Source organism: Glycomyces sp. YM15 (assembly GCF_016918015.1).
Lineage (GTDB): Bacteria > Actinomycetota > Actinomycetes > Mycobacteriales > Micromonosporaceae > Glycomyces.
In genome coordinates this window covers 267261-293589 of sequence record NZ_JAERMK010000003.1, presented here as the reverse complement: position 1 = coordinate 293589, position 26329 = coordinate 267261, and the positions used below count along the sequence as shown (strand labels likewise).

The 26329-nt window shown below is 70.2% G+C and carries 22 protein-coding genes and 1 tRNA gene; 16 read left to right on the top strand and 7 right to left on the bottom strand.

Going from position 1 to position 26329, the window contains the following annotated elements; all coding sequences use genetic code 11:
- Positions 1-196 precede the first annotated feature (196 nt).
- Positions 197-1051: an aminotransferase class IV gene (locus tag JHY01_RS05710; protein ID WP_205324634.1), complete on the bottom strand. Its 855-nt coding sequence runs from the start codon at positions 1049-1051 to the stop codon at positions 197-199.
- Positions 1052-1357: 306 nt separating this feature from the next.
- Between JHY01_RS05710 and JHY01_RS05705 the strand changes: the two genes are divergently transcribed.
- The 6 genes from JHY01_RS05705 to JHY01_RS05680 all read left to right on the top strand — a co-directional run bounded on the left by JHY01_RS05705 (position 1358) and on the right by JHY01_RS05680 (position 5670).
- Positions 1358-1798, top strand: coding sequence for a Fur family transcriptional regulator (locus tag JHY01_RS05705; RefSeq protein WP_205324633.1), 441 nt, complete (start codon positions 1358-1360; stop codon positions 1796-1798).
- Positions 1795-2850, top strand: coding sequence for a folate-binding protein YgfZ (locus JHY01_RS05700; RefSeq protein WP_205324632.1), 1056 nt, complete (start codon positions 1795-1797; stop codon positions 2848-2850). Before JHY01_RS05705 ends, JHY01_RS05700 begins: the two co-directional genes overlap by 4 nt.
- A 21-nt stretch (positions 2851-2871) precedes the next feature.
- A complete protein-coding gene (locus tag JHY01_RS05695) occupies positions 2872-3849 on the top strand; it encodes an asparaginase (protein ID WP_205324631.1) in 978 nt (325 codons plus the stop codon).
- An 87-nt stretch (positions 3850-3936) separates the two neighbouring features.
- A tRNA-Leu gene (locus tag JHY01_RS05690) sits at positions 3937-4019 on the top strand.
- Positions 4020-4175: 156 nt separating this feature from the next.
- Positions 4176-4784: a bacterial proteasome activator family protein gene (locus tag JHY01_RS05685; RefSeq protein WP_205324630.1), complete on the top strand. Its 609-nt coding sequence runs from the start codon at positions 4176-4178 to the stop codon at positions 4782-4784.
- A gap of 202 nt (positions 4785-4986) precedes the next feature.
- The gene (locus JHY01_RS05680) at positions 4987-5670 is read left to right on the top strand and encodes a 1-acyl-sn-glycerol-3-phosphate acyltransferase (RefSeq protein WP_205324629.1); all 684 of its coding nucleotides are present in this window, start codon (positions 4987-4989) and stop codon (positions 5668-5670) included.
- 7 nt (positions 5671-5677) lie between these two features.
- Here JHY01_RS05680 and JHY01_RS05675 read toward each other — a convergent pair whose 3' ends face one another.
- From JHY01_RS05675 to JHY01_RS05660, 4 genes are all read right to left on the bottom strand, one after another.
- Positions 5678-6661 (bottom strand): peptidylprolyl isomerase, encoded by a 984-nt coding sequence (locus tag JHY01_RS05675; protein WP_205324628.1) that lies wholly within the window; start codon positions 6659-6661, stop codon positions 5678-5680.
- Positions 6616-7965: an MFS transporter gene (locus tag JHY01_RS05670; RefSeq protein WP_205324627.1), complete on the bottom strand. Its 1350-nt coding sequence runs from the start codon at positions 7963-7965 to the stop codon at positions 6616-6618. The genes JHY01_RS05675 and JHY01_RS05670 overlap by 46 nt, the downstream gene beginning before the upstream one ends.
- Positions 7966-8076: 111 nt before the next feature.
- Positions 8077-9147 carry an inositol-3-phosphate synthase gene (locus JHY01_RS05665; protein ID WP_205324626.1) on the bottom strand — a complete coding sequence of 357 codons (1071 nt, stop codon included), beginning with the start codon at positions 9145-9147 and terminating at the stop codon, positions 8077-8079.
- Complete coding sequence (locus JHY01_RS05660; RefSeq protein ID WP_205324625.1) at positions 9140-9823, bottom strand: PadR family transcriptional regulator; 684 nt, start codon at positions 9821-9823, stop codon at positions 9140-9142. Before JHY01_RS05660 ends, JHY01_RS05665 begins: the two co-directional genes overlap by 8 nt.
- 343 nt (positions 9824-10166) lie before the next feature.
- On the opposite strand from JHY01_RS05660, the gene JHY01_RS05655 reads away from it, so the two are divergent.
- Together JHY01_RS05655 and JHY01_RS05650 are read left to right on the top strand one after the other, a co-directional pair.
- Positions 10167-13466, top strand: coding sequence for a transglycosylase domain-containing protein (locus JHY01_RS05655; RefSeq protein WP_205324624.1), 3300 nt, complete (start codon positions 10167-10169; stop codon positions 13464-13466).
- Positions 13467-13529: 63 nt separating this feature from the next.
- On the top strand, positions 13530-15062 hold the full coding sequence (locus JHY01_RS05650) for a glycosyltransferase family 87 protein (protein ID WP_205324623.1): 1533 nt from the start codon (positions 13530-13532) through the stop codon (positions 15060-15062).
- Here the strand turns inward: JHY01_RS05650 and JHY01_RS05645 are convergent.
- Positions 14953-16377, bottom strand: coding sequence for a CCA tRNA nucleotidyltransferase (locus tag JHY01_RS05645; protein ID WP_205324622.1), 1425 nt, complete (start codon positions 16375-16377; stop codon positions 14953-14955). The two genes, JHY01_RS05650 and JHY01_RS05645, sit on opposite strands and share 110 nt — an antisense overlap.
- A 30-nt stretch (positions 16378-16407) precedes the next feature.
- Between JHY01_RS05645 and murJ the strand changes: the two genes are divergently transcribed.
- From murJ to trxA, 6 genes are all read left to right on the top strand, one after another.
- Entirely contained in the window at positions 16408-18204 is a 1797-nt protein-coding gene (gene murJ / locus JHY01_RS05640; protein ID WP_205324621.1) for a murein biosynthesis integral membrane protein MurJ, read from the top strand.
- 136 nt (positions 18205-18340) lie between these two features.
- Positions 18341-19852, top strand: coding sequence for a protein kinase family protein (locus tag JHY01_RS05635; RefSeq protein ID WP_205324620.1), 1512 nt, complete (start codon positions 18341-18343; stop codon positions 19850-19852).
- 11 nt (positions 19853-19863) lie between these two features.
- On the top strand, positions 19864-20658 hold the full coding sequence (gene sigM, locus JHY01_RS05630; RefSeq protein ID WP_205324619.1) for an RNA polymerase sigma factor SigM: 795 nt from the start codon (positions 19864-19866) through the stop codon (positions 20656-20658).
- Positions 20655-21452: a hypothetical protein gene (locus tag JHY01_RS05625; protein WP_205324618.1), complete on the top strand. Its 798-nt coding sequence runs from the start codon at positions 20655-20657 to the stop codon at positions 21450-21452. Before sigM ends, JHY01_RS05625 begins: the two co-directional genes overlap by 4 nt.
- A 181-nt stretch (positions 21453-21633) precedes the next feature.
- On the top strand, positions 21634-22584 hold the full coding sequence (trxB, locus tag JHY01_RS05620; RefSeq protein WP_205324617.1) for a thioredoxin-disulfide reductase: 951 nt from the start codon (positions 21634-21636) through the stop codon (positions 22582-22584).
- Between the two features lie 35 nt (positions 22585-22619).
- A complete protein-coding gene (gene trxA / locus JHY01_RS05615; RefSeq protein WP_205324616.1) occupies positions 22620-22937 on the top strand; it encodes a thioredoxin in 318 nt (105 codons plus the stop codon).
- 64 nt (positions 22938-23001) lie between these two features.
- Here trxA and JHY01_RS05610 read toward each other — a convergent pair whose 3' ends face one another.
- Entirely contained in the window at positions 23002-23703 is a 702-nt protein-coding gene (locus JHY01_RS05610; protein ID WP_205324615.1) for a GNAT family N-acetyltransferase, read from the bottom strand.
- A 324-nt stretch (positions 23704-24027) separates the two neighbouring features.
- On the opposite strand from JHY01_RS05610, the gene JHY01_RS05605 reads away from it, so the two are divergent.
- Together JHY01_RS05605 and JHY01_RS05600 are read left to right on the top strand one after the other, a co-directional pair.
- A complete protein-coding gene (locus JHY01_RS05605; protein WP_374199497.1) occupies positions 24028-25275 on the top strand; it encodes a PLP-dependent aminotransferase family protein in 1248 nt (415 codons plus the stop codon).
- Between the two features lie 50 nt (positions 25276-25325).
- Positions 25326-26237 (top strand): D-alanine--D-alanine ligase, encoded by a 912-nt coding sequence (locus tag JHY01_RS05600; protein ID WP_205324660.1) that lies wholly within the window; start codon positions 25326-25328, stop codon positions 26235-26237.
- Positions 26238-26329 lie beyond the last annotated feature (92 nt).

Sequence of the window (26329 nt, the reverse complement as noted above, 5' to 3'; positions counted from 1 at the left end):
CATTGGCACCAGTAGGGCTGTGCCCGATTGCCCTTACTGGCTTTGTGCCCCCGGATTGTTCCGTGCCTCCCGGAAGACTGCCCATGTCCGTCCGTTTGGCTTGTCGGCGTGACCGGAACACTCATTACTATGAGGACCGTCTCTGGGCGTGGCCTGTGCTGAGCCTGAGAAGAACCTGGGAAACGATGTCAAACCGTTACTCGGGAACCTCGAAACCCGCGAGTTTGTCCAGCTCAGCGGTGATGTCAGGGCGCTGAGCGACCGGCTCGCCGTCGATTTGGGTGATGAAGGCCACACCTCGCACGGAGGAACTCAGCCACGCCGCCTCGGCGTTCTTCAAGTCCCCCAACGAGATCAGCTTCTCCACCGTCTTCAGGCCCGCTTTCGGGGCCTGCTCCAGCAGGTACGCGCTCGTCGTGCCCGGCAGGATCCCCGCCGAGGTCGGCGTGGTGCAGAGCGTTTCGCCCTCCAGCCACAGCAGCGACGAGGTCGGGCCCTCCAGCGCGAAGCCGTCGGCCGAGACCCACAGGGCGTCATCGGCGCCCTGGGTCTTCGCCCAGCGGGTCACCGCCATCATCGAAGCGTACGACAGGGCTTTGACGCCGCCTAGAAGCCACGGGGCTTCGCCCCGCGCGTCGGCATTCACCCCCAGGGTCGCCGTGGCGATCTTCAGGCCGTCTCGACGCGGCAGGATGCGCTCGCGCGGAACGGGGTCCACCGTCGCGTAGACGGTGGGCGGGCCGCCGTGCTCGCGGCCGCGGGTGGCGACCAGGCGCAGCGCGCCCTCGCCGTCGGCCCGCTCGCGCCAGGCCTCCAGGGCCTGCTCGGCCAGCTCGGCCATGTCGGCCTTCGCGGGCAGCTCGAACTCTATGCGGCGAGCGGATTTCGCCATCCGGTCGAGGTGCTCCGAAAGGAGGAACGCCTGACCGGCGCGGACGTTGATGGTCTCGAAGACGCCGTCGCCCCGGAGGACTCCGAGGTCGTCGGCGCACAGGAGCGGCGCGTCGGAGTCGACGACGCCGCGGTGCAGTACTGCGGTCACTAGTGCCATGAACTCATTCTGCTCCTCGCTGCAGCGCGACCGCCGCCGCGAGGCCGTGTCGGCCCGGAGTCGACCCCGACGCTGCCGTCGCGAGGCCCGTCGACCCCGCGGCCGCCGCCAGGCGTGCCGGGTCAGCAGCCGCCGCAGCCAGGCCGCATCGGCCCCGGGTGGACCCCCGTCCACCAACCCCCACCCACCACGAGAGGGGAACGAAGGGTCCGGCGCAAATATCCCCCGCGGGACCGACAAGAACCGGCCCCCGCGGCGCCCTTGTCACCCGAACGTGTCCCCTCGCGGGCGCAGTACGATGCACCTATGCCCACCGAAGCCGAGGCGGAGACCGAACTGGCCGCGGTGCTGCGCGCCAAGGGCCTGCGCATGACCGCGCAGCGCCAGCTCGTCCTGGAAGCGGTCCGCGCGCTCGGGCACGCGACCCCCGAGCAGATCCACGAGCGCATCCGCGGCCAGGTCGAAGGTGTGAACATCACCACCGTCTACCGCACCCTCGACCTGCTCGAAGAGCTCCAGCTCGTCTCCCACACCCACCTCTCCCACGGCGCGCCGACGTACCATCTGTCAGGCGACCGCGGCCACGCCCACCTCGTGTGCCACCGCTGCGGCCGGATCACCGAAGTCGACCCCTCCCTGTTCGCCAACGCGCGCGAGGAAGTCGCCGACGCCAGCGGGTTCGTCATGGACATCGGCCACGTCGCCGTGTTCGGGACCTGCGCCGAATGCCTGGAGAAGGAACGATGACCGAGACGACCCCGTCCCCGCTGCTCAGCCTTCCCGGCGCCGTCGCCACCGAAAGCGGCCGCACCGCCTGGCACTACGGCGGGCCGCTCACCGAGCAGCGCAAGGCGATGGCGTCCGGCGCGCTGTTCGACCGCTCCGACCGCGACCTCATCTCGGTCACCGGCGCCGCCCGCCTGGAATGGCTGCACTCGCTCACCACCCAGCACCTCCAGTCCCTGAAGCCCCACGAGGGCACCGAGGCGCTGGTCCTCTCCCCGACCGGCCGGGTCGAGCACCACATGAACGTCTTCGACGACGGCCGGTCCACCTGGCTCGACACCGAGCCCGGCCGCGGCGAGCCGCTCCTGAAGTACTTGGAGCTCATGAAGTTCCGCACCGAGGTCGACCTCCGCGACGAGAACGGCACCTGGGCCCTGTTCACCTACACGTTCAAGGACGCCGACGAGTCGGCTCCGGTCGTGCAGCCGGTCCCCGCAGCGAAGTTCGTGCAGCGGGAGGTCCCACTGACCCCCACCGCGCTCTACCCGGGCGACGCGCTCGACTCGACGACCGGATGGATCCGCCGCACCGACGCACTCGGCGTACCCACCTTCGACCTGTGCGTCCGCTACGAGGACATCGACTCGTTCGTCCTCGGAGGCGACGCCGCCCCGGCCGGCACCTGGGCCTGGGACGCCCTCCGCGTCGCGGCCGGCCTGCCCGCCTTCGGGATCGACACCGACGAGAAGACCGTCCCGCACGAGGTCCACCACTGGCTCCAGCGCGCCGTCCACTTCAACAAGGGCTGCTACCGCGGCCAGGAGACCGTCGCCAAGGTCCACCACCTCGGCCAGCCGCCCCGCCGCCTCGTCATGCTCCACCTCGACGGCACCGACGAGCACCCGCCCGCCCATGGCACTCCGATCACCTTGGGCGACAAGCAGGTCGGCACCATCGGCACCGCCGTGCAGCACTACGAGCTCGGCCAGATCGCGCTCGCCCTGCTCAAGCGGAACGTCGCCGACGACACTGACGCGCGTCTCATCGTGGGTGATCAGGCAGCGCGCCAGTGACACTGCGGTTAACCTCGCGGTATGAGTGCTTCCTACCGCGGCGGCGAACCCGTCGCCGAGATCGTCAGGTCCGGATTCGCCGAGAGCCTCCACCGGGGCAGCGTCGCCGTGACCGACCCTTCCGGAAACCTCCTCGCCTCGATCGGCGACACCGGTTCCGCGGTCTTCCCCCGCTCCTCCAACAAGCCCATGCAGGCCCTCGCCATGCTCCGCGCCGGCTGGGCACCCGGCACCGAGGCCGACCTCGCCATCGCCTCGGCCAGCCACCGCGGCGAACCGTTCCACCTCGCCCAGGTCGCCTCCGTGCTCGGCAGCGCCGGGCTCGACGAGGACCACCTCCGATGCCCGGCCGACCTGCCGAGCGACCCCACCGCCCGCAATACGGTCGTCGCCGACGGCGGGGAGCCCCGCCGCGTCTACATGAACTGCTCCGGCAAGCACGCCGGGATGCTCGCGGCCTGCGCCGCGAACGGCTGGGACCTCGCGACCTACCGCGATCCCGAGCACCCGTTCCAGCGGCTCGTCATCACCACCGTCCAAGAGCTCACCGGCGACGAGGTCGAGACCATCGGCGTCGACGGCTGCGGCGCCCCGGTCCTCGCCGTCTCCCTCGCCGGGATCGCCCGCGCCTTCTCGCGCCTCGTCGAAGCCCCCGCGGGCACGAACGAACGCCGCGTCGCGGATGCCATGCGCGCCAACCCGAAGCTCATCGACGGGACCCGCGGTCCCGACCACCGCATGATGACCGCCCTCCCCGGCCTGCTCGCCAAGGGCGGCGCCGAAGGCGTCCACGTGCTCGCCGCTCCCGGCGTCGGCGCGGTCGCCGTCAAGATCGACGACGGCGCGGGCCGGGCCTCCACGCCCGTCGCGCTGCGCGCGCTCACCACCATCGCCGGACTCGAGATCCCCGCGGAGGCCAAGCCCGAGGTGGACGCGCTCCTGTGGCCGGAAGTGGTCGGCGGCGACCAACCGGTCGGGCGCCTGCGCACCCTCCTGTGAGTGGCCTGCAACTCAACCGGGGCAATACCCCGTTGAACACCCAGGTCCGGGCACGGTAGTATCGTCGCGTTGCAAGTACCAACACTCGCGCGAGTGGCGGAATGGCAGACGCGCTGGCTTCAGGTGCCAGTGTCCGTAAGGACGTGGGGGTTCAAGTCCCCCCTCGCGCACCGACAGGGCCCGGAGGTTTCGACCTCCGGGCCCTTCACTTCTTCCAAGAGCCCGGCCTCCTGGCCGGACGCGAGCGGGAACACCCCGCGAACCTTGCGCGTTAGGCTCGGGAGGGAACCGGATCAGCATCGAGACGAGTGGGGCCACACCGAACCATGAGTGAAGCGAACAGCAAGTCGGAGCAGGGCGAACGCGAGTCCGACGAGCAGCCGTTCATCGTCGACGCCGAGGGCAATCCGGTGAAGACCGAGGCCGAGCCCGCAGACGTCGAGGACGAGGACCGCTACGAGTCCGACCCGACCAAGCTCGTTCCCGAGCCCGCCAAGGTCATGCGCGTCGGCTCGATGATCAAGCAGCTGCTCGAAGAGGTCCGCGCCGCCGACCTCGACGCCAAGGGACGCCAGCGCCTGCGCGACATCCACGCCCGCTCCATCGCCGAGCTCGAGTCCGGGCTGGCCCCGGAGCTCCGGGACGAGCTGGAGCGGCTGTCGCTGCCGTTCAGTGCCGATGAGATCCCGACCGAGGCGGAGCTGCGGATCGCTCAGGCCCAGCTCGTGGGTTGGCTCGAGGGCCTGTTCCACGGCATCCAGGCGGCGCTGGTGGCGCAGCAGATGGCCGCGCGCCTGCAGTTGGACCAGATGCGTTCGGGCGAGTTGAAGGCGCTGCCCGCGGGTGAGGACCTTCCGCCGCAGCTCCGGGCCGTGATGGCGGAGCGGGCGGCGCGCGGTGACGATCGCGACCACCACCCTGGTCAGTACCTGTAGGGCTGTCTCATGCCTTAGACTCGGGCCTGCCTTCCCGGCGGGTCCGGCCGCGCCCGCGGCGGGGGCCGGTGTGGTTCGAGGGTTTCGCCTGGTGCGTTGCGCGAGCCATAATTGGTAGCCACGGCGAAGCCCGCGAGCCGTTAATTTGCGCGACCCCGACGTCTCCCGCAGTCGGGGTGAGACCACTGGAGAGCTGAACACGGTGCTGTACAAGACGTTGCAATGGACGGCCGCGCCGACCATCAAGCTCATCTACAGGCCTTGGATCGACGGGAAAGAGAACATCCCGGAGGACGGTCCGGTCATTCTGGCGTCCAACCACCTCTCCGTGGCCGACCACTATTTTCTGGGTCTGACCACCAAGCGGCACATCGCGACGATGGCGAAGATCGAGTACTTCACGGGTGCGGGTCTGAAGGGCAAGCTGATCTCGTCGACGGTGAAGGCGCTGGGCCAGGTGGCGGTGGACCGTTCGGGCGGGCGCAAGAGCGCCGCTTCGCTGGAGCCGTCGCTGGAGGTGCTCGAGGAGGGCCGGGTGTTCGCGATCTTCCCGGAGGGCACGCGTTCGCCTGACGGGCGGCTGTACCGGGGCAAGCCGGGGGTGGCGCGGTTGGCGCTCACGTCGGGTGCGCCGGTGATCCCGGTGGGGTTGATCGGGACGGAGAAGGTGCTGCCGATCGGGGAGTCGCGGCCGCGTGTGGCGCCGGTGGGCGTGCGGGTGGGCAAGCCGCTCGATTTCACGCGGTACAAGGGCATGGAGAACGACCGGGTGGTGATCCGTGCCGTCACCGATGAGGTGATGGACGCGATCCGCCGGTTGACGGGCCAGGAGTACGTGGACAAGTACGCGAAGCGGAACGGTTCGAGTTCCGAGGCTTCCGACTGACGTTTCGTCAGCCGCCGGTGGTGGTGGCGGCGCCGGTCGGCGTGGCGGTTCCCGTGGGTGTGGTCGTGCCCGTGGGGGTGCCGCTGGGGGTGCTTCCGGGCGCGGTGGCGGCGGTGCCGGTCGGTGTCGCGGTTCCCGTTGGGAGCGCAGGGGTTTCGGTGGTCGGTGCGGGGGCGGTCGGGAGGCCGTCGACGTCGCTGATGGTGACGCCCCAGATCTCCACCGGGACGGGCGGTGCGCCGTCGTATTCGACGGTTTCGGTGAGGGCCGCGATCTGGTCGAGCACTTCGTAGCCGTCGACGATGCCGCCGATGATGCTGACTCCGGGGGTGGGGACCGCGGCGCCGCGGATGAGCGCGAAGGAGCTGCCCGCTCGGCCCTGGTCGTCGGTGATGAGGGCGAGGACGTCGGCGACGTCGTTGCCGGCCATGCCGGTCTCGGCTTGGTAGCGCCAGCCCGGTCCGTGCGATTCCTCACCGTTCTCAGCGGCGGCGCCGGGCTCGAGTCCGGGGCTGCCGCAGCGGAGGATCGCGGTCGGGGCGACGGCCTGGGTGGTGAGCCGGTCGCATTCGTGGGAGGCGTAGAACGCGGTCTGGGAGAGGTGTGTGAAGGCCTGGACGCCGCAGGGGGCGAGGTCGCCCCAGAGGAGGACGACGATTTCGCCGTAGTTGGTCTGGACGGTGGCGAGGGAGCGTTCGGCGGGGGTGCCCGGTTCCATCGGGTCGGCGCCCTGCCCGGCGTCGTCGGCTTCGGTGACGGTGCACTGCCGGGCGATGACGTCGCCGGTCTCGCCGGCGTCGCCGCCGTCGTCGCGGAAGGCGAGCCAGGTGACCGCGGCGATCGAGCCGGCGGTGAGGACGACCGCGCCGAGTCCGGCGAGTCCGCGTTTCCAGCTGCCGGTGCCCTCGCGCTGCCACGGCGCCGTTCCGCGGTAGGGATTCGACGCTACGGGTTCGTGGTCGGTCTCGCTGGGGTCGCGGCGGGGCTCCATGTCTGAGCATCGTACGGTGCCTCGTCTCGCGCGAGGTAGGCGTATCCGACGCAGATCAGACCGTAGGAGAGCGCTACGCCGACGAGGGTGCCGGGGGCGTAGCCGTTCTCGGGGACGACGAACGCGGCGGCGAAGAGGCCGGCGAGGTAGCCGACGTTGTAGACGGTGTCGTTGACGCTGAAGACGCGTCCGCGGTAGGCGTCCTCGACGCCGCGCTGGATGCTGGTGTCCACGGTGATCTTGAGGCCTTGGGAGGCGATGTTCACCAGGAGGACCGCGACGGCGAACATGACCGGCAGCATCGTGCTCGAGAGCGCGGCGACGACGAGCGCGCACAGCGCCATGAGCACGACGATCCAGTTCTTGGGGCCCCACACGCGGGTGGCGCGCGGGGTGGCGATGGCCGCCGCGAGGACGCCGACGTTGCCGAGGACGGCGAGGACGAGCAGCCACGAGATGGTGGTGGTGCGGGTCGGGTCGGACTGCACGTCCCAGAAGAAGCCCATGAACAGGGCGATCGCGATGATGAACACGATCCCGTACAGGAACCGGTGCAGGCCTTGCACGGCCATGACGAGCGCGGGTCCTCTGCGGCGGCCGAGGTGCTTGAACCCCTCCCACATGCCCGAGCTGGTCTGGGCGATGCCGCGCCACAGGCCGGTGGCGGCGTTCGCGTCCTCCGGCGGGCCGAGGTCGGCGCTGCGGAACGAGGCCCCCACGATGCACGCCGAGGCGAGGTAGCCGACCCCGGCGGCCAGCGCGAGCATCGAGTAGGAGACGCCGGAGTCGAGGAGTTTGGCGATGCCGGTGGTGGCCAGACCGAGGCCGTAGGCGAGCGCGCCGAGGGTGGAGGCGAGGGAGTTGGCGGTGACGAGGTCTTTGGCGGGGACGACCTGGGGGTGGGCGGCGCCGAGTCCGGCGAGGACGAACCGGTTGGCGGCGAGGACGATCATCGCGCACAGCACCCAGGACCAGTTGAAGCCGCCGGGGAGTGTCAGGGCGATGACGATCATGAGTGCGGCGCGCACGAGGTTCGCGCCGCCGATGAGGTTGCGGCGGCTGAAGCGGTCGAGGACGGTGCCGACGTAGGGCCCGAGCAGGGAGTACGGGCCGAGGAGGATCGCGACGCCGGCGGCGTAGCGGAAGGGGTCGCTGGCTTCGCCGAGGGCGGGGTTGAAGAAGACGGAGAGCGCGAGGGAGGCCTGGAACATGCCGTCGGCCGCTTGCGACGTCAGCCGCACCGCCAGCAGGTGCCGGAATCGGCGGTTGCTCGCGAGGTTCCGAACGTGGCCGTCGGTGCGCATTGTCCGAGGATAACTCCGGTGAATGCCCGGGGGGACCCCTTCTCGGCGAGCTCGCGAGCCGTAATCCGGCTCGGGCTTCCAGTCGGAGTCCCCCTTGGGTGCGTGTCGGGTCTACAGGCCCGCGATGAAGTTCTCGACGGAGATGCGAGCTTCTTCGTCGGAGAACTGCTTGGCCGGCGACTTCATGAAGTAGCTGGAGGCCGATTCGACCGGGCCGCCGTGGCCGCGGTCGAGGGCGATCTTCGCCGCGCGGACGGCGTCGATGATGACGCCCGCGGAGTTCGGCGAGTCCCACACTTCGAGCTTGAGTTCCGCGTTGAGGGGCACGTCGCCGAAGGTGGTGCCCTCCAGGCGGATGTACGCCCACTTGCGGTCGGTGAGCCACGGGACGTGGTCCGAGGGGCCGATGTGCACGTCGGCGCCGAGCATCTCGTGCGGGATCTGCGAGGTCACGGCCTGGGTCTTGGAGATCTTCTTGCTCTTGAGGCGGGTGCGCTCGAGCATGTTCATGAAGTCCATGTTGCCGCCGAAGTTCAGCTGGTACGTGCGGTCGAGGCGCACGCCGCGGTCTTCGAACAGCTTCGCCAGTACGCGGTGCACGATGGTGGCGCCGACCTGCGACTTGATGTCGTCGCCGACGATCGGGATGCCCGCGTCGGTGAACTTCTGGGCCCATTCGGGGTCGGAGGCGATGAACACGGGGAGGGCGTTCACGAACGCGGCGCCCGCGTCGATCGCGGCCTGCGCGTAGAACTTCGCGGCCTTCTCGCTGCCGACGGGCAGGTAGCAGACCACGACGTCCGTCTTCGCCGCCTTGAGCGCGGCGACGACGTCGACCGGCTCGTCGGAGGACTCGGTGACCATCTCGGTGTAGTACTCGCCCAAGCCGTCGTGGGTCGGGCCCCGCAGGACCGGGACGCCGGTCGGAGGCACGTCGGCGAACTTGATGGTGTTGTTCTCCGACGCGAAGATCGCGCTTGCCAGGTCTTGGCCGACCTTCTTGGCGTCGACGTCGAATGCGGCGACGAACTCGATGTCGTTCACGTGGTAGTCGCCGAACTGGACGTGCATGAGGCCCGGCACCCGGTCCTCGGGCTTGGCGTCGCGGTAGTACTCGACGCCTTGGACCAGCGAATTGGCGCAGTTGCCCACGCCGACAATGGCTACGCGCAGCTTACCCATCGCGCATGCCTCCTTTGCCTTGTTTATTTGGGTCTCCGGCGCTCGCAGCCGGATCGGGTGTTCCCTGTTCCGTGACGGCCTGGTGCCGTCCCGGTTCGGCGAAGGGCTCGCCGAAGTCGTCGTGCCGCTCGGGGCGGCGGCTCTCCTCGGAGGCGATGAGCTCGTTGAGCCATCGCACCTCCCGCTCGGCGGTCTCGAGCCCGTGCCGCTGGAGTTCGAGCCCGTAGGCGTCGAGCCGTTCGGCGGTGCGGGCGAGGGCCTCGCGGATGCGCTCGCGGCGCTCCTCGACGCGGCGGCGGCGGGCCTCGAGGATCCGCAGGCGCGTGGCCGGGTCGGTGCGGGAGAAGAACGCGAAGTGCACCCCGAACAGGGCCTCGTCGGCCGATTCGGGGCCGGCGTCGGCCATGAGCTGAGCGAAGTGCTCTTTGCCTTCGGGTGTGAGCCGGTAGACCTTGCGGGCCCGGCGCCCGGTGAGCAGCGGGGTCTCTGCCGCACCCTCTCGTGGGGCTTCTTCGGCGATGAGCCCGCGCATGCGCATGCGTTTGAGCGTCGGGTAGAGGGAGCCGTAGCTGAACGCGGCTCTGATGGCCCCGAGCAGGGCGAGCAGGCGTTTGCGCAGCTCGTAGCCGTGCATGGGGGTCTCGTGCAGGAGTCCCAGGATGGCCAGCTCGAGCATCGCGTCCCTCCTCTCACACGGCGATCTAACGCGCTGATGTATCGCTCCGATACATCAGGGTTAACCATAGCGGCAGGCGCAAATCACGTCAAGGTACGGGTCCGCGCCCTGTTCAGAGGGCTTGTCATCCGATAAGCTGGCCCACCGAGCGATCTAGCAGAGTTCTCTCAATTTCGATGTGCGAAACTGCGAGACGACCGGCCACCCCCCATGCCGGGAGTAGACCTTTGCGACCGCCGGTCCGCCGGGCGCGTCCCCCTCGGGACAGCGCGCGCCAGGTGCACCGGGCCGACCGGCAAAACCCGCAATATGCCTGGGTTACACAGCACGTGGATGGTTGAGCATGAGCGACTACGGTTATCGTCCCGCCCCGCCCCCCGAGGACGGCAGGCCCCAGGGCCAAGGCGGACGACCGGACGGCCGCGCCTATGGCAACGCCGGTTCCGGTGACCGCCAGAGCGACTACGGCTGGGGCGGCGCGCAGCAGGGCGGCCACGGCCAGGCCCCGCGTCCGCGCCAGCAGCCGTACGGCACGCCTGCCTCGGGCAGCGCCTCGGTCGGCAGCGCCTCGGTCGGCCGCGGCTCGGTCCCGCCGGGACGCGGCACGTCCGGAAGCGCAGCCGTGGGCGGCCGCCCCACCGGCTCCGCCTCCGTCGGCGGCAGCGCCTCGGTCGGCGGCCCCGGCCGCACCGGCCGGGCGAGCGTCGGCTCCGCCTCGGTCGGTTCCGCTTCCGTGGGATCGGCCTCCGTCGGCTCCGCCTCAGTCCGGCCCGTCAGCCCGGCCGGTCCCGGCGAGGGCACCGGCCGCGCCAGCGTGACCGGCACCCGCCGCGCCGGCCCGAGGAACAAGCGCGACCTCGAAGGCGAGGGCGGCAAGAAGAAGCGCAAGCGCATCGGCCGCAAGATGCTCGCCGCGATGATCGCCCTCGGCGTCATCGGCATCGCCTCCATCACCGTGGTCGGCGTCTACTACTTCCAGGACACGCCGCCGCTCACCGGCCTCGCCCGCGACGGCGAGTCCTCCTCCTTCTACCTCGCCGACGGCACCACCCAGGTCGGCGCGTTCGGCGACACCCTCCGCATGCAGGCGAAGGAAGAGGACATTCCCAAGACGGTCACCGACGCCCTGGTGGCGTTGGAGGACCGCAAGTTCTGGGACCACGGCGGCGTCGACTTCACCCGCACCGCGGGCGCGCTCGTCAACAACCTCACCGGCGGCGACATGCAGGGCGCCTCGACCATCACCCAGCAGTACGCGGGCATCTACCTCGAGGCCCGCGACCAGATCTCCTACGACCGCAAGGCCCGCGAAGCGGCCCTGGCGATCCAGATGGAGAACAAGTACTCCAAGAAGGAGATCATCACCGCCTACCTCAACGTGGCCTACTTCGGCCGCGGCGCCTACGGCATCGAGGCGGCGGCGAAGAACTACTTCAACGTCCCCCTGGGGGACCTCGACTACGGCCAGGCCGCGTTCATCGTCATGCAGGTCAAGTCCCCCAACGGCTACTACGACCCGTACTTCGGCCCCGAGAACGGCGACTACTTCGACGAGGAGGCCTCGAAAGGCCGCTGGAACTTCGCGATGAGCGCCCTGGTCGAGACCGAGAAGCTCTCCCAGGCCGATCGCGACGGGTACGAGTACCCGACGCCGATCGACAAGTTCAACGCGAGCGGTTCCTGGGGCGGCAACACCCCCCTCGGGTTCCTCATCAACGAGCAGGACGGGTACGTCTTCGCCGAGCTCGCGGAGCGGTACGGGATCACTCCGGAGATGCTCGGCGGCGAGAACGGCGAGAACGGCGGCTACAAGGTCGAGCTGACGATCGACAGCGAGATCCAGAACGCCCTGGTCACCACGGGCTCACGCGGCGGCGTCGAGAAGCAGAGGAACGACGACGGCGAGTGGGTCGATTCCGAGGGCAATCCCGTCGCGACCGAAGCGGAGGCGGCCCCGGTCGAGTCCGAGGAGGGCTATGCGCAGTTCAAGAACGACAACCCGGACGCCACACTCGAGAGCTACAAGCGATACATGATGTCGGCCATGGTCGCCATCGACCCGCAGACCGGCGCGGTCCGCGGCTACTACGGCGGCGACGACGGGTTCGGCGTCGACAAGGCCGGCGCCGAATCCCCGCACCCACCCTCCTCGACCATGAAGATGATCACCGCGGCTACGGCCATCGAGAACGGCGACTCCTTCGAGTCCTGGTTCAATGCCGGCTCGCCCCGGGAATTCGAGAGCCTCAAACTCGACGACGCCGAGGATTGCATCGGCGGCGGCGAGTACCCGAAATGCACGCTGCGCAACGGCAGCCAGTCCAACCCGAACCTCGAGCTCGAACTCACCGACGCGGTGCGCGACTCCAAGAACACGCCGATGTACGCCATCGCCGAGGAGTACGGGGCTGACGCGATCCTGCAGTACGCCGCCAAGATGGGGCTCACCCAGATGAGCCAGACCCGGTCGCTTCAGGACGACAACGGCGAAAACCACGACGTCATAGTCAACTACTCCATCACCGGCGGGGACACCCCGAGGTACACGCTGCACGGCAAGGCCGTCGACGCCGAAGGCGAACCCGTCACCAACGCCTCGGGCAACTGGGACGACTGGGCGCTCATCCAGGTCGACGAGGACTGCAACCCCGAGATCAATCTCGACGGCGCGTTCATCGAGGACACCGCCGCGGAGGCGACCTCGTGCGAGGTCGGCGCCAACGGCGAGACCGACCCGTTCTACTACCACCTCTCGTTCGGCCAGTACCCGACCAGCGTCCGCGACATGGCGGCCATGTACGCCACCATCGCGAACGACGGCTACTACCACGAGACCCACTACGTCGAAAGGGTCTTCAACAACGACGGCCAGGAGATCGAACCGGTGCGGGATCTCAACGAGGGCCAGGCCATCAAGCCCGAGGTCGCCCGCGACCTGCAGTGGATCGGCTCGGAGATCAAGGGCGAGAGCACGGTCGGCGAGGAACTCGAGCGCGACTACTTCGGCAAGACCGGTACCTGGGAGGCCACCGGCGAGGACGAGGACGGCAACAAGTACCCGTCCGGCTGGAACGCCCACGCCTGGTACGTCGGCGCGATCAAGCAGCTGGCGATCGCGTCCTGGGTCGGCAACCTCTCCTCTGAGTCGGCCCCGATCGCCGGCCCCGACGGCAGCTTTGAAGGCGTGTTCGGTGGAAACACCGCCTACCCGGTCTGGTTGGACGCGATGAACCTCATCATCGACGCCAAGGACGGCGACGACGACTGGAAGCCGATCGACTGGGAAGATCCCGCGAAGTACGGTTCCGCCAACACCTGGGACCTCGAGAACGCCGGTTTCAACCCGGAGGGCGCGTACTGCGCCGCGAACCCCGAGGACACCGCCTGCGGCACACCGGAAGAAGAAGACGAAGAGACCTGCGAGGACGGCAACAACGGCGGCGGGAACGACCAGGAATGCGAGACCACCCCTGGCGAGGGCGAGCCGACGACCACCGAGGAACCCACCGACGGCGAGTCCGGCGGCACGGACGAATGCGGCGGATTCATCCCGCCCCCGAGCTGCAACGAGGAGTCCACATCGCCCGACCCAGAGTCGAGCTCGAGTCCAGAAGCAGGCGGCAACGGCAACGGCAACGGTTGACCCGCGGTAACGCGGCGAACCGCCGATAGCGCCGGGACGGCGGCATGGGCCACAATAGGGCCCATGCCGCCGTCTTTCACTGAGCAGCCGCGTCCGGTCGAACGCCCCCCGGTCGCCCCCACCCTCACCGACCGCATCGCCCGCATCGCCTCCGGCCTCATCGGCGGACCCCTCGGCGACCACGCCGTCGACCCGCCGCGGCGCCGCTACTGGACGCCGGTCCGCGTCATCCTCCTCACCGGACTCATCGCCTTCGCGGTCAACTGGCTGCAGAAGTACCCGTGCGCGGCGGGCGGCTGGACCGACTGGTCGCAGTACACGAACGCCTGCTACACCGACATCCGCGCGCTGTGGGGAGCCGAGAGACTCAACGAAGGCGCCGTCCCCTACCGTGACCACCCGGTCGAATACCCGGTACTGACCGGATGGTTCATGGGGATCCTCGGGCAGATCGCCTACCGCATCGGCAACGTCTTCGGCACCGACGGCGGCCCGATCTTCTACCACCTCAACGCGATCGTGCTCTTCATCTGCGGCGCCGCCGCCATCGCGATCCTCCACAGGATCCGCGAGGACAACCGCCGCACCGACCTCCCCGGCCCCAACCCCGACCCGGCGCTCGTCCACTCCCGGCCCTCACGGCCATGGGACGCGATGATGCTCGCCGCCGCGCCGGTCGTCCTCGTCACCGCCACCGTGAACTGGGACCTGTTCGCGATCGCCCTGTCGATGCCGTTCTTCCTGTACTGGCAGCGCAGCCGCCCGATCATGGCCGGACTGTTCCTCGGCCTCGCCGTGGCCGCGAAGTTCTACGCGCTCCTGTTCATCGGCCCGCTCCTGGTCCTCGCCCTGCGCCAGCGCAAACTCCTGCCCGCGCTGCAGGCGACCGCGACCGCCGCGGTCGTGTGGGCCGTCATCAACGCTCCCGTCGCCTACTTCTGGCGCGACTCGTGGATGCGGTTCTTCGAGCTCAACTCCGAACGCCCCGTCGACTGGGGCACCGGCTGGTACGTCCTGCGCGGCGTCACCGGCTGGGAGAGGCTCTGGGACTCCGAGTTCGTCAACGACCTCTACCTGGTTCTGTTCGCCCTGTCCTGCATCGGGATCGCGCTGCTCGGGTGCTTCGCGGGCCGCCGCCCCGGCGTTCCCGGGCTGCGCGGCGTCGCGACCGCCGACGACCTCATGCCGCGCCTCGCGCAGCTGTGCTTCCTCGTCGTGGCCGCTTTCCTGCTCTTCGGCAAGGTCTGGTCGCAGCAGTACGTGCTGTGGCTCCTGCCGCTCGTGGTCCTCGCCCGCCCCAAGTGGGGCGCGTTCCTGCTCTGGCAGGCCGCCGAACTGTTCTACTTCTTCTCGTTCTACGGCAAGATGCTGCAGGTCTCCGCCGAAGGGGAGGACCGCGGCATCGCCGAATGGCTGTTCCTCACCGCCGCCGCGTCACGCTGGATCATGGTCGCCGTGATGTGCGCCCTCGTCGTGCAGGAGATCCTCATTCCGCGGATGGACGCGGTACGACGCCTTCCCTTGCGGCCCAAGCCCGCAGCTCCGACTCCGCTTCCTCGCGAGGCATCGGGCCCCGCTCCAGCCGAAGCTCCTTGAGGTACGCCCACGCCCGGCCCACCTCGGGGCCGGGCGGCAGGCCCAGCAGCTCCATGATCGCGTTGCCGTCGAGGTCCGGGCGCACCGCGCGCAGGTCCTCCTCGGCGCGGATGCGCGCGATCCGGTCCTCGAACGCGTCGTAGTCGCGGCGCAGCCGCTCGGCCTTGCGGCGGTTGCGGGTCGTGCAGTCCGATCGCACCAGCAGGTGCAGCCGGTCGAGCTGCGCGCCCGCGTCGGTCACGTACCGGCGCACGGCAGAGTCGCTCCAGCCGGCGTCGCCGTAGCCGTAGAAGCGCAGGTGGAGGCTGATGAGCAGCGAAACGGCCTGCACATCGGACTTCGGGAACCGCAGCTCCCGCATCCGCCTGCGCGCCAGGCGGGCCCCGGCCACATCGTGGTGGTGGAAGGTGACGCCGCCGCCCGGGACCACGTCCTTGGTCTCCGGCTTGCCGATGTCGTGCAGCAGCGCCGCGAGCCGCAGCAGCAGGTCCGGGCCGTGCTGTTCGAGCCCGATCGCGTTGCGCAGCACCTGCAGCGAATGCTCGTAGACATCCTTGTGCTGGGCGTGCTCGTCGATCTCCATGCGCAGCGCGGGCAGCTCCGGCAGGAACTGCTCCGCCAGGCCGGTGTCGACCAGGATGCGCAGGCCCACCACCGGGTCGGGCGCCATGATGAGCTTCACGAGCTCGTCCCGGATCCGCTCGGCGGTGATCCGGCCCAGCTCGGGCGCCATGCGGCGCATCGCGTCCAGCGTCTCGGGGTCGATCCCGAAGCCCAGCTGCGCCGCGAACCGCGCGGCCCGCAGCATCCGCAGCGGGTCGTCGGCGAACGACGACTCGGGCGACGCCGGCGTGCGGATCGTCTGGCGGGCGAGGTCCGCCAAGCCGCCGAACGGGTCGGTGAACTCGTGCCCCGGCAGCGAGACCGCCATCGCGTTCACCGTGAAGTCGCGGCGCTCCAGGTCGTCGACGAGGTTGTCCCCGTACTGGACGATCGGATGGCGGCCCACCCGGTCGTACGCGTCCGCGCGGAACGTCGTCACCTCGACCTGCTCGCCCCGGAACAACCCCCCGATGGTCCCGAAGTCCGCTCCCGTCGTCCACACCGTCGAACAGTGCGCCCGCAGGATCGCCTCCGTCGACTCCGGACGGGCGTCCGTCGTGAAATCGAGGTCGCTCACGGTGCGGCGCAGCACCGCGTCCCGGACCGGGCCGCCGACCAGGTGCAGCTCGTAGCCGCCGTCCGCGAACACCCGACCCAGATCATCGGCTATGGGCGGGACCGTGATTTCCTTACCGCTACTGTTGTCAGACATCGCCGGGCAAGCTTAGCGGAGAGTGCGAGAATGGCCGAACCTAGCGCGAGACCGGGTCCCGGGCACTCGCCGTCTGGGCCCGTCCGAGGCCCCTACGGAACCCCTCCGAACTATCCTCAGACCGGCAACGGCTACGCCCCCATCGGCGCGCCGGTCCCTCCGGCGCCGCAGCCGCAGCCGCAGGGCAAGAACGTGGTCCGCTCCAGTCTCCTCATGGGCGCGGGCTCCCTCGTCTCCCGCGTCACCGGCTTCGGCCGCACCGTCGCCATCTCCGCCGCCATCGGCGCGGGACTCCTCGGCAACTCGTACACGACCGCGCAGTACTTCCCCCAGATGATCTACGAGCTCGTCCTCGGCGGCGTGTTCGCGAGCATCATCATGCCGCTGTTCGTCAAAGCCCACAAGAACGACCCCGACGGCGGCGACGCCTTCGCCCAGCGCCTCCTCACCCTCGCGACGCTCGTCCTCGGCGTCGCCGCGATCCTCGTCACCCTCTGCGCGCCCCTCATCTCCCTGTTCATGGCGAACCCGGAGCAACGCGACCTCGTCACCCAGTTCTCCTACTACATGCTCCCGGCCCTGCTCCTCTACGGGCTCTTCGCGGTCCTCTCCGGCGTCCTCAACTCCCGCGAGCACTTCGGCGCCCCCATGTGGGTGCCGATCATCAACAACCTCGTCGTCATCACCGTCGCCGCGGCCTTCTACGTGATCTACACCCGCGACGCCGAAGTCAGCACCACCACAGGGCGCCTGTTCGACAGCGCCGACCAGGTGGCGACCGGCATGATCGTGCTCCTCGGCGCGGGCACCACCGCCGGCGTCGTCATCCAGGTGCTCTGCCTCGCCCCGGCCCTGCGCAGAGCCGGGTTCCGCTGGCGGCTGCGCTTCGACTTCCGCAGCCTGCCGCTGCGCACGATCGGCCACCTTGCCGCCTGGACGCTGCTGTTCGTGGCCGCCAACCAGATCGCGGTCATGGCGGTCATCAAGGTCGCCAACGCCGCGACCGACGTCGACAGCGAGGTGTTCGTCCCCGGTGTCACGGTCTACAACAACGCGTACCTGATGATGATGATGGCGCACGGCATCGTCGCGGTCTCCGTCATCACCGCGCTCATGCCGCGCATGACCCGCGCGGCCGACGACCGGCGCTGGCCCGAGCTCGCCGGACACCTCTCTTCGGGCATCCGGCTCGCGTCGTTCCTGCTGGTGCCGATCGCGGCGGCGTTCGTCGCGCTGCACGAGCCGATCGCCTTGATGATCTTCCAGTGGGGCGCCTACACGCCTGCCGAGGCCGTCGCCACCGGGCAGGTGCTGCTCATGGCCGGGCTGGTGCTGCTGCCGTTCTCGGTCAGCCAGCTGCAGATCTACGCGTTCTACGCGCAGACGGACACGCGCACCGTGGCGTTGTTCAACCTGCCGGTGATCGCGTTCCGCATCGGCGGGTACCTCCTGGCGTTCGCGTTCCTGCCCGCCCAGTGGGTCGTGGTCGGACTGTTCGCCTCCAACGGCGTCTCCTACCTGGTGAGCCTGCTGCTCTCGATGAGCTTGCTGCGCAAGCGGATCGGGCTGCTCGACATGCGCAAGACGGCGAACGGCCTGGTCCGCACGGGTGCGGCGGCCGTCATCGCGGGCGCGGTCGCGTACGGGGGATGGCTGCTCTGGCCCGACCTGCCGGTCGACGGGGCCATGGCGAAACTGGGGCAGTTCGCCTCGTCGATCGTCCTCGGGCTGGCGCTGCTGGGCGTGTACTTCGCGGCCTGCCTGGTATTCCGCGTCACTGAAACGGCGTCGCTCCAGGCAACGGTGCGCGCAAAGCTGCGACGATGAGGCAAGTACGATCCATACGTGCACTCTGGCCGGATCCCGCAGAGCCACTTGGATCGCACCATGACCGAACCGGCCCACGAAGGCCCCGGCCGGGACCCCCTCGCGGGGTCGCGTTGAGAGGGGAGGACCCCGCATCATGACCACCGCCGAAGTGCCGTCCGTGGGCGACCTGCTCGCCGAGCGGTACCGCCTCGAAGAGCACGTCGGGGGCGCGAACGGCTACCGCCAGCTGTGGCGGGGCGTCGACGTCCTGCTGCACCGCTCCGTAGCGGTCGTGCTCCGCTCCCCTGGCGGCGAGGACGCCGCCCCCACCATGACCGCCGCCGTCGCCGCCTCCCGCGCGCACGTCGACTCGATGGTCGACGTGTACGACGCCGTCGACGAAGGACGCTTCGCGTACGTCGTGCGCGAATGGGTCAACGGCTCCTCCCTGCGCGGCGTGCTGGAGAGGCAGCAGCTCGAGAGCGCGCACGCGCTCGAGCTGGTCGCCTCCGTCGCCGACGCGGTCGCCGCCCTCCACGAAGGCGGCGTCACGCACGCCGACCTGCACCCGGGCACGATCCTCCTCTCCGAGGACGACCGGGTCATGGTCACCGAGCCCCGCAACGAGCCCGGCAACACCCAGATCGAGGACGTCCGCGCGCTCGGCGCGACCCTCTACGCCTGCCTGACCAGCACGTGGCCGCGCGTCGTGCCCGCCGAGAACACCGGCCTCGCCGACGCCGCCACCGACGAGTGGGGTCGCGTCCTCGACGCGGACAAGGTCGTCCCCGGCCTCCCCGCCTCCCTCGCCAAGCTCACCGCCGACCTGCTCGACCACTCGCAGACGCCGCCTTCCGCGGCCGAACTCGCGGTCGACCTGCGCCGCCTCGCCGAGACCGGCGGGGTCGAACCGACCGCCGCGATCGCGGCGCCCACGAGCGTCCTCGGTGCGATCACCTTGGGCCGCCGTGGCGGAGGCGCCGCGGCCGACGCGCCGCCCGCCGGGATGAAGCGCCTCGCGGTGGTCGCCGCGGTCGTCGCCGCGGTCATCTTCGCGGGCGTGGTCACCAGCGCCGTCGTCTTCGGCGGCGGCGAAGACCCCGCCGGGGCCGAGGACCAGGTCACCGGCGAGGACACCGGAACCGACACGACCTCTGGCGCCGAAGGCGAGACCACCGACACCGCCGCGCCGACCGAGGTGGCGCTCACCGCCGACTCGATCCGCGTGGTCGACCCGCCGACCGGAGACCGCAACCAGAGCGAGGGCGTCGAGAACGTCATCGACGACAACGCCTCCACCGGCTGGACCACCAACACGTACCGCGGCGACGCGAACTTCGGCAACCTCAAGCCGGGCATGGGCATCCTCATCGACCTCGGCGAGGCCAAGGAGGTCGCGTCCGTGCGGGTCCAGATGACCAGCGCCGGTGCCACGGTGGGTCTGCTCGGCGGCGCCGAGGACCCCGGGGACTCCAGCGAGGGCGACCAGGCGATCGTGGACGGCTTCTCCGTCCTGGCCGACCAGGTCCCGGACGCGGACACCAACATCGAGCTGAAGGCCGGCGGTGAGACGGTCCGCTACATCGTCGTGTGGGTGACCGAGCTGCCGGCGGTCTCCGACGGCTACAAGCTCACCATCAGCGACATCAACGTCTTCGCCCGGTAGCGAGGACACGCATGCCCGCCCCTCTCCCGCACGGCCGGGGCCCGGTCGGACCGGGTCCCGAGTTGGACGGTGCGACCGACGCCGAGCTGCTGCGCCGCCATGTGGGCGGCGAGCGGGAGGCCTTCGGCGAGCTGTTCCGCCGCCACCGCGGGCGGTTGTGGGCCGTGGCGGTGCGCACGATCGGCGACCCGGAGGACGCCGCCGAGGCGGTGCAGGACGCGATGATCAAGGCCTACCAGGGTGCCGGGAACTTCCGCGGCGGCTCCGCGGTGACCACCTGGCTGCACCGCATCGTCGTGAACGCCTGCCTCGACCGCATCCGCGCTTCGGGGCGGCGGCCGACCGTGCCGCTGGCCGACGACGACGGCCTGTCGCTCCCCACCGTGGACGCGGCCTCGGATCCGCAGCAGGCCGCGCTCCGGTTGAGCGTGCACCGGGCGCTCGCGGAGCTGCCGTTCGACCAGCGGGCGGTGCTCGTCTACGTCGACATGCTCGGCTACCCGGTCGAGGAGGTCGCCGCGATCCTCAAGGTGCGTCCCGGCACGGTGAAGTCGCGGGCTTCGCGGGCGCGCAAGCGCCTGGCGGCGCGCCTGCCCGAGTTCGACCCCGCCTTGCAGGGCCGCGCTTTCCCCGATCCGGCCGCCGGGCACCATGCCCTGGGCGGCGTGGGCGGTGACACGTCGCGGGGAGGCGCCGGGGGTGCCGAGGCGGGGAACCCGCCGCGGCAGCCGGGCGTCGAACCAGGAGCGACGTACCAGACCGGCACGCTCGAGGACGGCAACGGCAGAGGGGAGGGGAACCGATGAGCCCGCACCGCCCGGATGACGCCGAGGCCGAGGTCAGCCGCATGCTGCGGCGGGCTTCCAGCGGCTACGGCGACCTTCCCGACCAGGTCGGGGACCGGCTCGACCGCGTCTTGGGCGCCCTTCCCCCGGCGGACACGCTGCACGCGGGCGAGCGCGGCCGGTTTGGAAAGGGCGCTGTCGAGACCTGGGCCGAACGGTTCGCTGAGCGCCTGCGGCCCAAGCGGGTCCGGTACGCGATCGCCAGTGCCGCGGCGGCCGTGCTGGTCACCGTCGGTGGCGTCGCCACCGCGATCCAGCTGACCTCGGGAGGGTCGCAGGACGGCGCCGCGACCTCTTCCGAGATCTTCGCGGAGGACCATACCGACCGCGGAGGCGACCAGGAGGCGGCGCCCGGCGAGCCCGGCTCCGAGGAGTCCGAAGAGGCGCAGAACGAATCCGCCGAGGACGAGGCGGGTGCCGACGGCCTCGCGGGGATCGAGACCTTCGCCACCGGCAGCGACTACGGCGAGGGCACCGATCTCGTCGCGGTCCTGCGCGAGCTCGGCGCGGGCGGCACCTCCGGCGAGGTCCCGCCCGAACTGGCCGACCTGGCCGCGGGCGGCGACTTCTGGCGGAACTGCGAAGAGGCCATCGCGGAGCGGTACCAAGGCCTGCTCGTCGCGGTCGACTTCGCCCGCTTCGACTCGCAGCCGGCGATCATGGCGCTCATGGTCGGCGAGGACGGCGACATCGCCGTGGCCCTCTCCCCCGCGTGCGCCGAGGGCGTCATCGAGCCGCTCGCCGAGCAGCCCTGAGGCCGCGGCGCGGCCCGTTCGCGGCCGGCGGACGGGTGAGGTTCCCCACGATCGGGATATTCACCTGTCACAAGCCCGCCACAGCGCCCGGGGGCGGAATTTCGGGTCAATAAGATGACGTTGAAGCAGTCAGTTCAGGGAGCCGTCCCTGGAGCGCCGAACCATCTCAGGAGCGAACCCGGTGAGCGAAATCCGCGACGTCATCATCATCGGCTCGGGCCCCGCCGGCTACACCGCCGCGCTGTACACCGCCCGCGCCGATCTGCGCCCGCTCGTGTTCGAGGGCTTCCAGTTCGGCGGCGCACTCATGCAGACCACCGAAGTCGAGAACTACCCCGGCTTCCCCGAGGGCATCATGGGCCCCGAGCTCATGGACCAGTGGCGCAAGCAGGCCGAGCGCTTCGGCGCCGAACTCGTCTCCGACGATGTCACCCGCGTCGACCTCACCGGCCCGATCAAGAAGGTCTGGGTCGAGGACCGCGAGTACCAGGCCAAGACCGTGATCCTCGCGACCGGCTCGGCGTTCCGCCCGCTCAACGTGCCCGGCGAGAGCGAGCTCATGGGACGCGGCGTCTCCGCCTGCGCCACCTGCGACGGCTTCTTCTTCCGCGACCAGCACATCGCGGTGGTCGGCGGCGGCGACACGGCGATGGAGGAGGCGACGTTCCTCACCAAGTTCGCCTCCAAGGTCACCGTCATTCACCGCCGCGACGAGTTCCGCGCCTCCAAGGTCATGGCCGAGCGCGCCCTGGCGAACCCCAAGATCGAGGTCGCCTGGAACTCCGCGGTCAAGGAGATCAAGGGCACCGACGGCAAGGTCTCGAGCGTCGAGCTCGTCGACACGGTCACGGGCGAGGAGCGCGAGCTGCCGGCGACGGGCCTGTTCATCGCGATCGGCCACGACCCGCGCTCGGAGCTGTTCAAGGGCCAGGTGGAGCTCGACGAGTCCGGCTACGTGAAGGTGGCCGCGCCCTCGACCCGCACGAACCTCGAAGGGGTGTTCGCCGCGGGCGACCTCGTCGACCACACCTACCAGCAGGCGGTCACCGCCGCCGGCACCGGCTGCACGGCCGCGCTCGACGCCGAGCGCTACATCGCCGCACTCGAAGACCGCACCGCGCAGATCAGCTGACCCACCCGCTCTCATCGACACACAGGAGGATGCCCATGGGCGCCATCAAAGCAGTCAACGGCCAGGCCGAATTCCAGGCCGAGGTGCTGGAGTCCGACAAGCCGGTGCTCGTCGACTTCTGGGCCGAATGGTGCGGGCCTTGCAAGAAGGTCGCCCCGGTGCTCGAGGAGCTGGCCGCGGAGACCGACGACTTCGTGATCCGCAAGCTCGACACGGACGCGAACCCGGAGATCACCCGCGAGTACCAGGTCATGAGCGTCCCCACGATGATCCTGTTCAAGGACGGCAAGCCTGCCCAGCAGCTCATCGGCGCCCAGCCCAAGGCCGCCATCCGCAAGTTCCTGGGCCAGTAGCCCGGTAGCGCGATGGGCGCGACGCCGCTGGCGTCGCGCCCATCGCCGTGTCAAGGACTCGGGATCAGTCGAAGCGTTCGCCGCCGCGCTGCGTGCCGGGGCGGTCGATCCGGGAGTGACCGCCCGTGGTCGGCTCGCCGAGGAACTGCTCCAGTTCGAAGTCGTCGAGTTTGAACCACTCCACCGAGTCGGTGAACACCGACGACTCCTCCGCCTCGACGCTCCGGTCGAGCGCCGAGCGCAGCTCCAGGCGCAGCCGCGGATAGCGCGGGTCCTGGCGCACCGTCTTGAAGCCCACCGAGCGGTAGAAGTCGGCCGGGACCAGGCACGCGCGCGCTTCGCCGCGGGCGTCGCCGAACGTCTCGATCGCGTAGATCCCCCGCCGCGCCACGTCGGCCGCGACGGTCTGCACCAGCTGGCGGCCCAGGCCCGTGCCCGCGTAGGTCGGGTTCACGTAGGCGGTCATCAAGAGTGCCGCATCCGGCGAGACCGGGCCGGACGGGAATTCCATGGAACGCGGCACGAACTTCGGGGACGCGTACGTGACGTATCCGGCGACTTCCTCGCCCTCATAGGCGATCCGGCCGCACCCGCCCCATTCGAGCAGCGTGTGCGACAGCCACGCCTCCTTCTCGAGGGCGGGCTCGCCCACATCGCGGGCGGCCTCCGCGCACAGGGGTGAGAGCTCCCAGAACACGCAGGCCCGGCAACGCCCCGGAAGGTCTTCCAAGGAGTCGAGTGTGAGGTTGACCATGCGCCGATGCACCCGTCCAGACTACGTCGAGCCGCAGTCCACATGACGGAAAACACGCGGGGCCTTCGCTCCTGGTGCCAGTAGAGTTGTCCGATCGCACGTCACGCGCCGCGAATCTTTCGAGCGGCGGCGACGCCTCAGCGCGTACGCTGGTCGGAACACCGTTTCGGCCCTCGCGGGTCAACCGCGTGCCGCGGCCGGACGTGTCCATACGAGATCCCGCGCGAGCGGCGCCGTACACGACCCGAGCTTCCGGGCGAAGGGCCGAACGACACCGCCGCACCGACCCGCGACCACGGATCGCGGGCGACGAGGACCATCAGAGGAGGTCTCCGCGTGTCCGGTACAACACTCGACGATTACACCGGTCGCTACGCATCCCGGGTTCACGGGATGGCACAGTCGGAGATCCGCGCACTGTTCTCGGTCGCATCACGCCCCGAGGTCGTCTCCCTCGCCGGAGGGAACCCGTACACCGCCGCGCTCCCCATGGACGAGCTCGGCGAGATGTTCACCCGCCTCCTCGCCCAGGTCGGCGCCGAAGCGCTCGGCTACTGCCCCGGCCAGGGCAGCGTCGCGCTCCGCGAGGCGCTGTGCGGGGTCCTGGAGCTCTCGGGCATCCGCGCCTCAGCGGACGACCTCGTCCTGACCACCGGCGCGCAGCAGGGCCTCGACCTGCTCGCCCGCACCTTCCTCGACCCCGGCGACATCGTGCTCGCCGAGGGCCCGACCTACGTCGGCGCGCTCGGGGCCTTCCAGGCCGCGCAGGCCGACGTCCGGCATCTGCCGATGGACGACGACGGGCTCATCCCCGCCGGGCTCGAAGAGGGCCTCGCCGCGCTGGAACGCGAAGGGCGCCAAGCGAAGTTCCTGTACACGATCCCGACGTACCAGAACCCGGCCGGCGTCACCCTCACCGAGGGGCGCCGCGAGGAGATCCTGGCGATCGCCGAACGGCACGGTCTCCTCATCATCGAGGACGACCCGTACTCGATGATCAACTTCGACGGCGCCCCGCCCGCGCCGCTGCGCGCCCGCGCCGAACGCGGCGTCATCTACCTCGGCACGGTCTCCAAGATCTTCGCCGCGGGGCTGCGCCTCGGCTGGGTCCTCGCGCCGCCCGCGGTGCGCGACAAGCTGCTGCTGGCGATCGAGGCCTCGATCCTGTGCCCCTCCGGGCTCACCCAGGAGGCCACGCTCCGCTTCCTCACCGAGATGGAGTGGCGCCAGCAGGTGAAGGTCTTCAACACGCTCTACCGGGACCGGCGCGACGCGCTGCTCGGCGCGCTCGGCGACTACATGCCCGAGGGCATGACGTGGACGATGCCGGGCGGCGGCCTGTTCATCTGGGCCACGCTGCCCGAAGGGCTCGACTCGAAGGCGATGCTGCCGCGCGCGCTCCAAGAGCGCGTGGCGTACGTCCCGGGCACCGGTTTCTACGCTGACGGCAATGGCCGCAGGGAGATGCGCTTGAACTTCTCGACCCAGACCTCCGAGACCATCCGCGAAGGCGTGCGCCGCCTGGCGGGCGTGGTCGCCGGTGACATCGACCTGCGCGACACCTTCGCCGGAGGCGCAGCGTGAAGGCGGGCGCCGCAGCCTCGGACATCCGGGTGCTCATCCTCGCCGGAGGCATGTCCTACGAGCACGAGGTCTCGTTGAAGTCCGGCCGCCGGGCCGCCGACGCCCTGCAGCGCCAGGGCATGGTCTGCGATGTCCGGGACCTGGACGGCGAGCTGCTGCCCGCGCTCCAGGAGTTCCCGCCCGACGTCGTGCTGCCGCTCGTGCACGGCTCTCCCGGCGAGGACGGCTCGCTGCAGGCGGTGCTGGAGCTCTCCGACATCCCGATCGTGGGCACCGGCTCGGTCGGCGCGCGCCGCGCATGGAACAAGATCACGGCCAAGGACCTGCTCCGCACGGCCGGGATTCCCACGCCGGACTGGACCGTGATGCCACGCCAGGCGTTCTCGGACTTCGGGGCCCGCAAGCTCCTCGACCGGATCGCCGCGAAGATGGGTCTGCCGCTCGTCGTCAAGCCCAACTCGGGCGGCTCGGGTCTCGGCGTCCACGCGGTGCACAAGGAGGACGACTTCCCGTCGGCGATGATGGGCTGCTTCTCGTACAGCGACGAGGCGCTCATCGAGACCTTCATCGAGGGCCGGGACATCGCGGTCGGCGTGGTCGACCTCGGCGACGGCCCGACGGCGCTGCCGCCGGTGGAGATCGCTCCGCTGCACGGCGACTACGACTACGCGGCCCGGTACAACCCGGGCGCGACGCGCTGGACCGTCCCGGCGGCCATGAGCGAGCCGGTCGCGGCCCGCGTGGCCGAACTGGCGGTCCAGGTCCACCGGACGCTCGGCCTCGGCGACATGTCCCGCATCGACATGATCGTCGACGACGCCGGCGGCATCCAGGTGCTGGAGGCGAACGTCGCCCCCGGGACGACCGAGACCTCCTTGCTGCCCATGGCGATCGAGGCGGCGGGCCTCGACTTCGGCGAGACGCTGGCGACCATGGTTCGCCGGGCCCTCGCCCGCTCATAGGATTCCGCGCTCAACGACGACCTGAGGGGTGGGGGGGGGGGGGTGGGGGGCAGCATAACCCGCACGGCGCGGAGGGCCGACAGCGGCCGGGG

Coding starts and splice junctions, on each gene's coding strand:
- JHY01_RS05710 (WP_205324634.1), bottom strand. CDS start 1,051: ATGGCACTAGTGACCGCAGTACTGCACCGCGGCGTCGTCGACTCCGAC.
- JHY01_RS05705 (WP_205324633.1), top strand. CDS start 1,358: ATGCCCACCGAAGCCGAGGCGGAGACCGAACTGGCCGCGGTGCTGCGC.
- JHY01_RS05700 (WP_205324632.1), top strand. CDS start 1,795: ATGACCGAGACGACCCCGTCCCCGCTGCTCAGCCTTCCCGGCGCCGTC.
- JHY01_RS05695 (WP_205324631.1), top strand. CDS start 2,872: ATGAGTGCTTCCTACCGCGGCGGCGAACCCGTCGCCGAGATCGTCAGG.
- JHY01_RS05685 (WP_205324630.1), top strand. CDS start 4,176: ATGAGTGAAGCGAACAGCAAGTCGGAGCAGGGCGAACGCGAGTCCGAC.
- JHY01_RS05675 (WP_205324628.1), bottom strand. CDS start 6,661: ATGGAGCCCCGCCGCGACCCCAGCGAGACCGACCACGAACCCGTAGCG.
- JHY01_RS05670 (WP_205324627.1), bottom strand. CDS start 7,965: ATGCGCACCGACGGCCACGTTCGGAACCTCGCGAGCAACCGCCGATTC.
- JHY01_RS05665 (WP_205324626.1), bottom strand. CDS start 9,147: ATGGGTAAGCTGCGCGTAGCCATTGTCGGCGTGGGCAACTGCGCCAAT.
- JHY01_RS05660 (WP_205324625.1), bottom strand. CDS start 9,823: ATGCTCGAGCTGGCCATCCTGGGACTCCTGCACGAGACCCCCATGCAC.
- JHY01_RS05655 (WP_205324624.1), top strand. CDS start 10,167: ATGAGCGACTACGGTTATCGTCCCGCCCCGCCCCCCGAGGACGGCAGG.
- JHY01_RS05650 (WP_205324623.1), top strand. CDS start 13,530: ATGCCGCCGTCTTTCACTGAGCAGCCGCGTCCGGTCGAACGCCCCCCG.
- JHY01_RS05645 (WP_205324622.1), bottom strand. CDS start 16,377: ATGTCTGACAACAGTAGCGGTAAGGAAATCACGGTCCCGCCCATAGCC.
- murJ (WP_205324621.1), top strand. CDS start 16,408: ATGGCCGAACCTAGCGCGAGACCGGGTCCCGGGCACTCGCCGTCTGGG.
- JHY01_RS05635 (WP_205324620.1), top strand. CDS start 18,341: ATGACCACCGCCGAAGTGCCGTCCGTGGGCGACCTGCTCGCCGAGCGG.
- sigM (WP_205324619.1), top strand. CDS start 19,864: ATGCCCGCCCCTCTCCCGCACGGCCGGGGCCCGGTCGGACCGGGTCCC.
- JHY01_RS05625 (WP_205324618.1), top strand. CDS start 20,655: ATGAGCCCGCACCGCCCGGATGACGCCGAGGCCGAGGTCAGCCGCATG.
- trxA (WP_205324616.1), top strand. CDS start 22,620: ATGGGCGCCATCAAAGCAGTCAACGGCCAGGCCGAATTCCAGGCCGAG.
- JHY01_RS05600 (WP_205324660.1), top strand. CDS start 25,326: ATGTCCTACGAGCACGAGGTCTCGTTGAAGTCCGGCCGCCGGGCCGCC.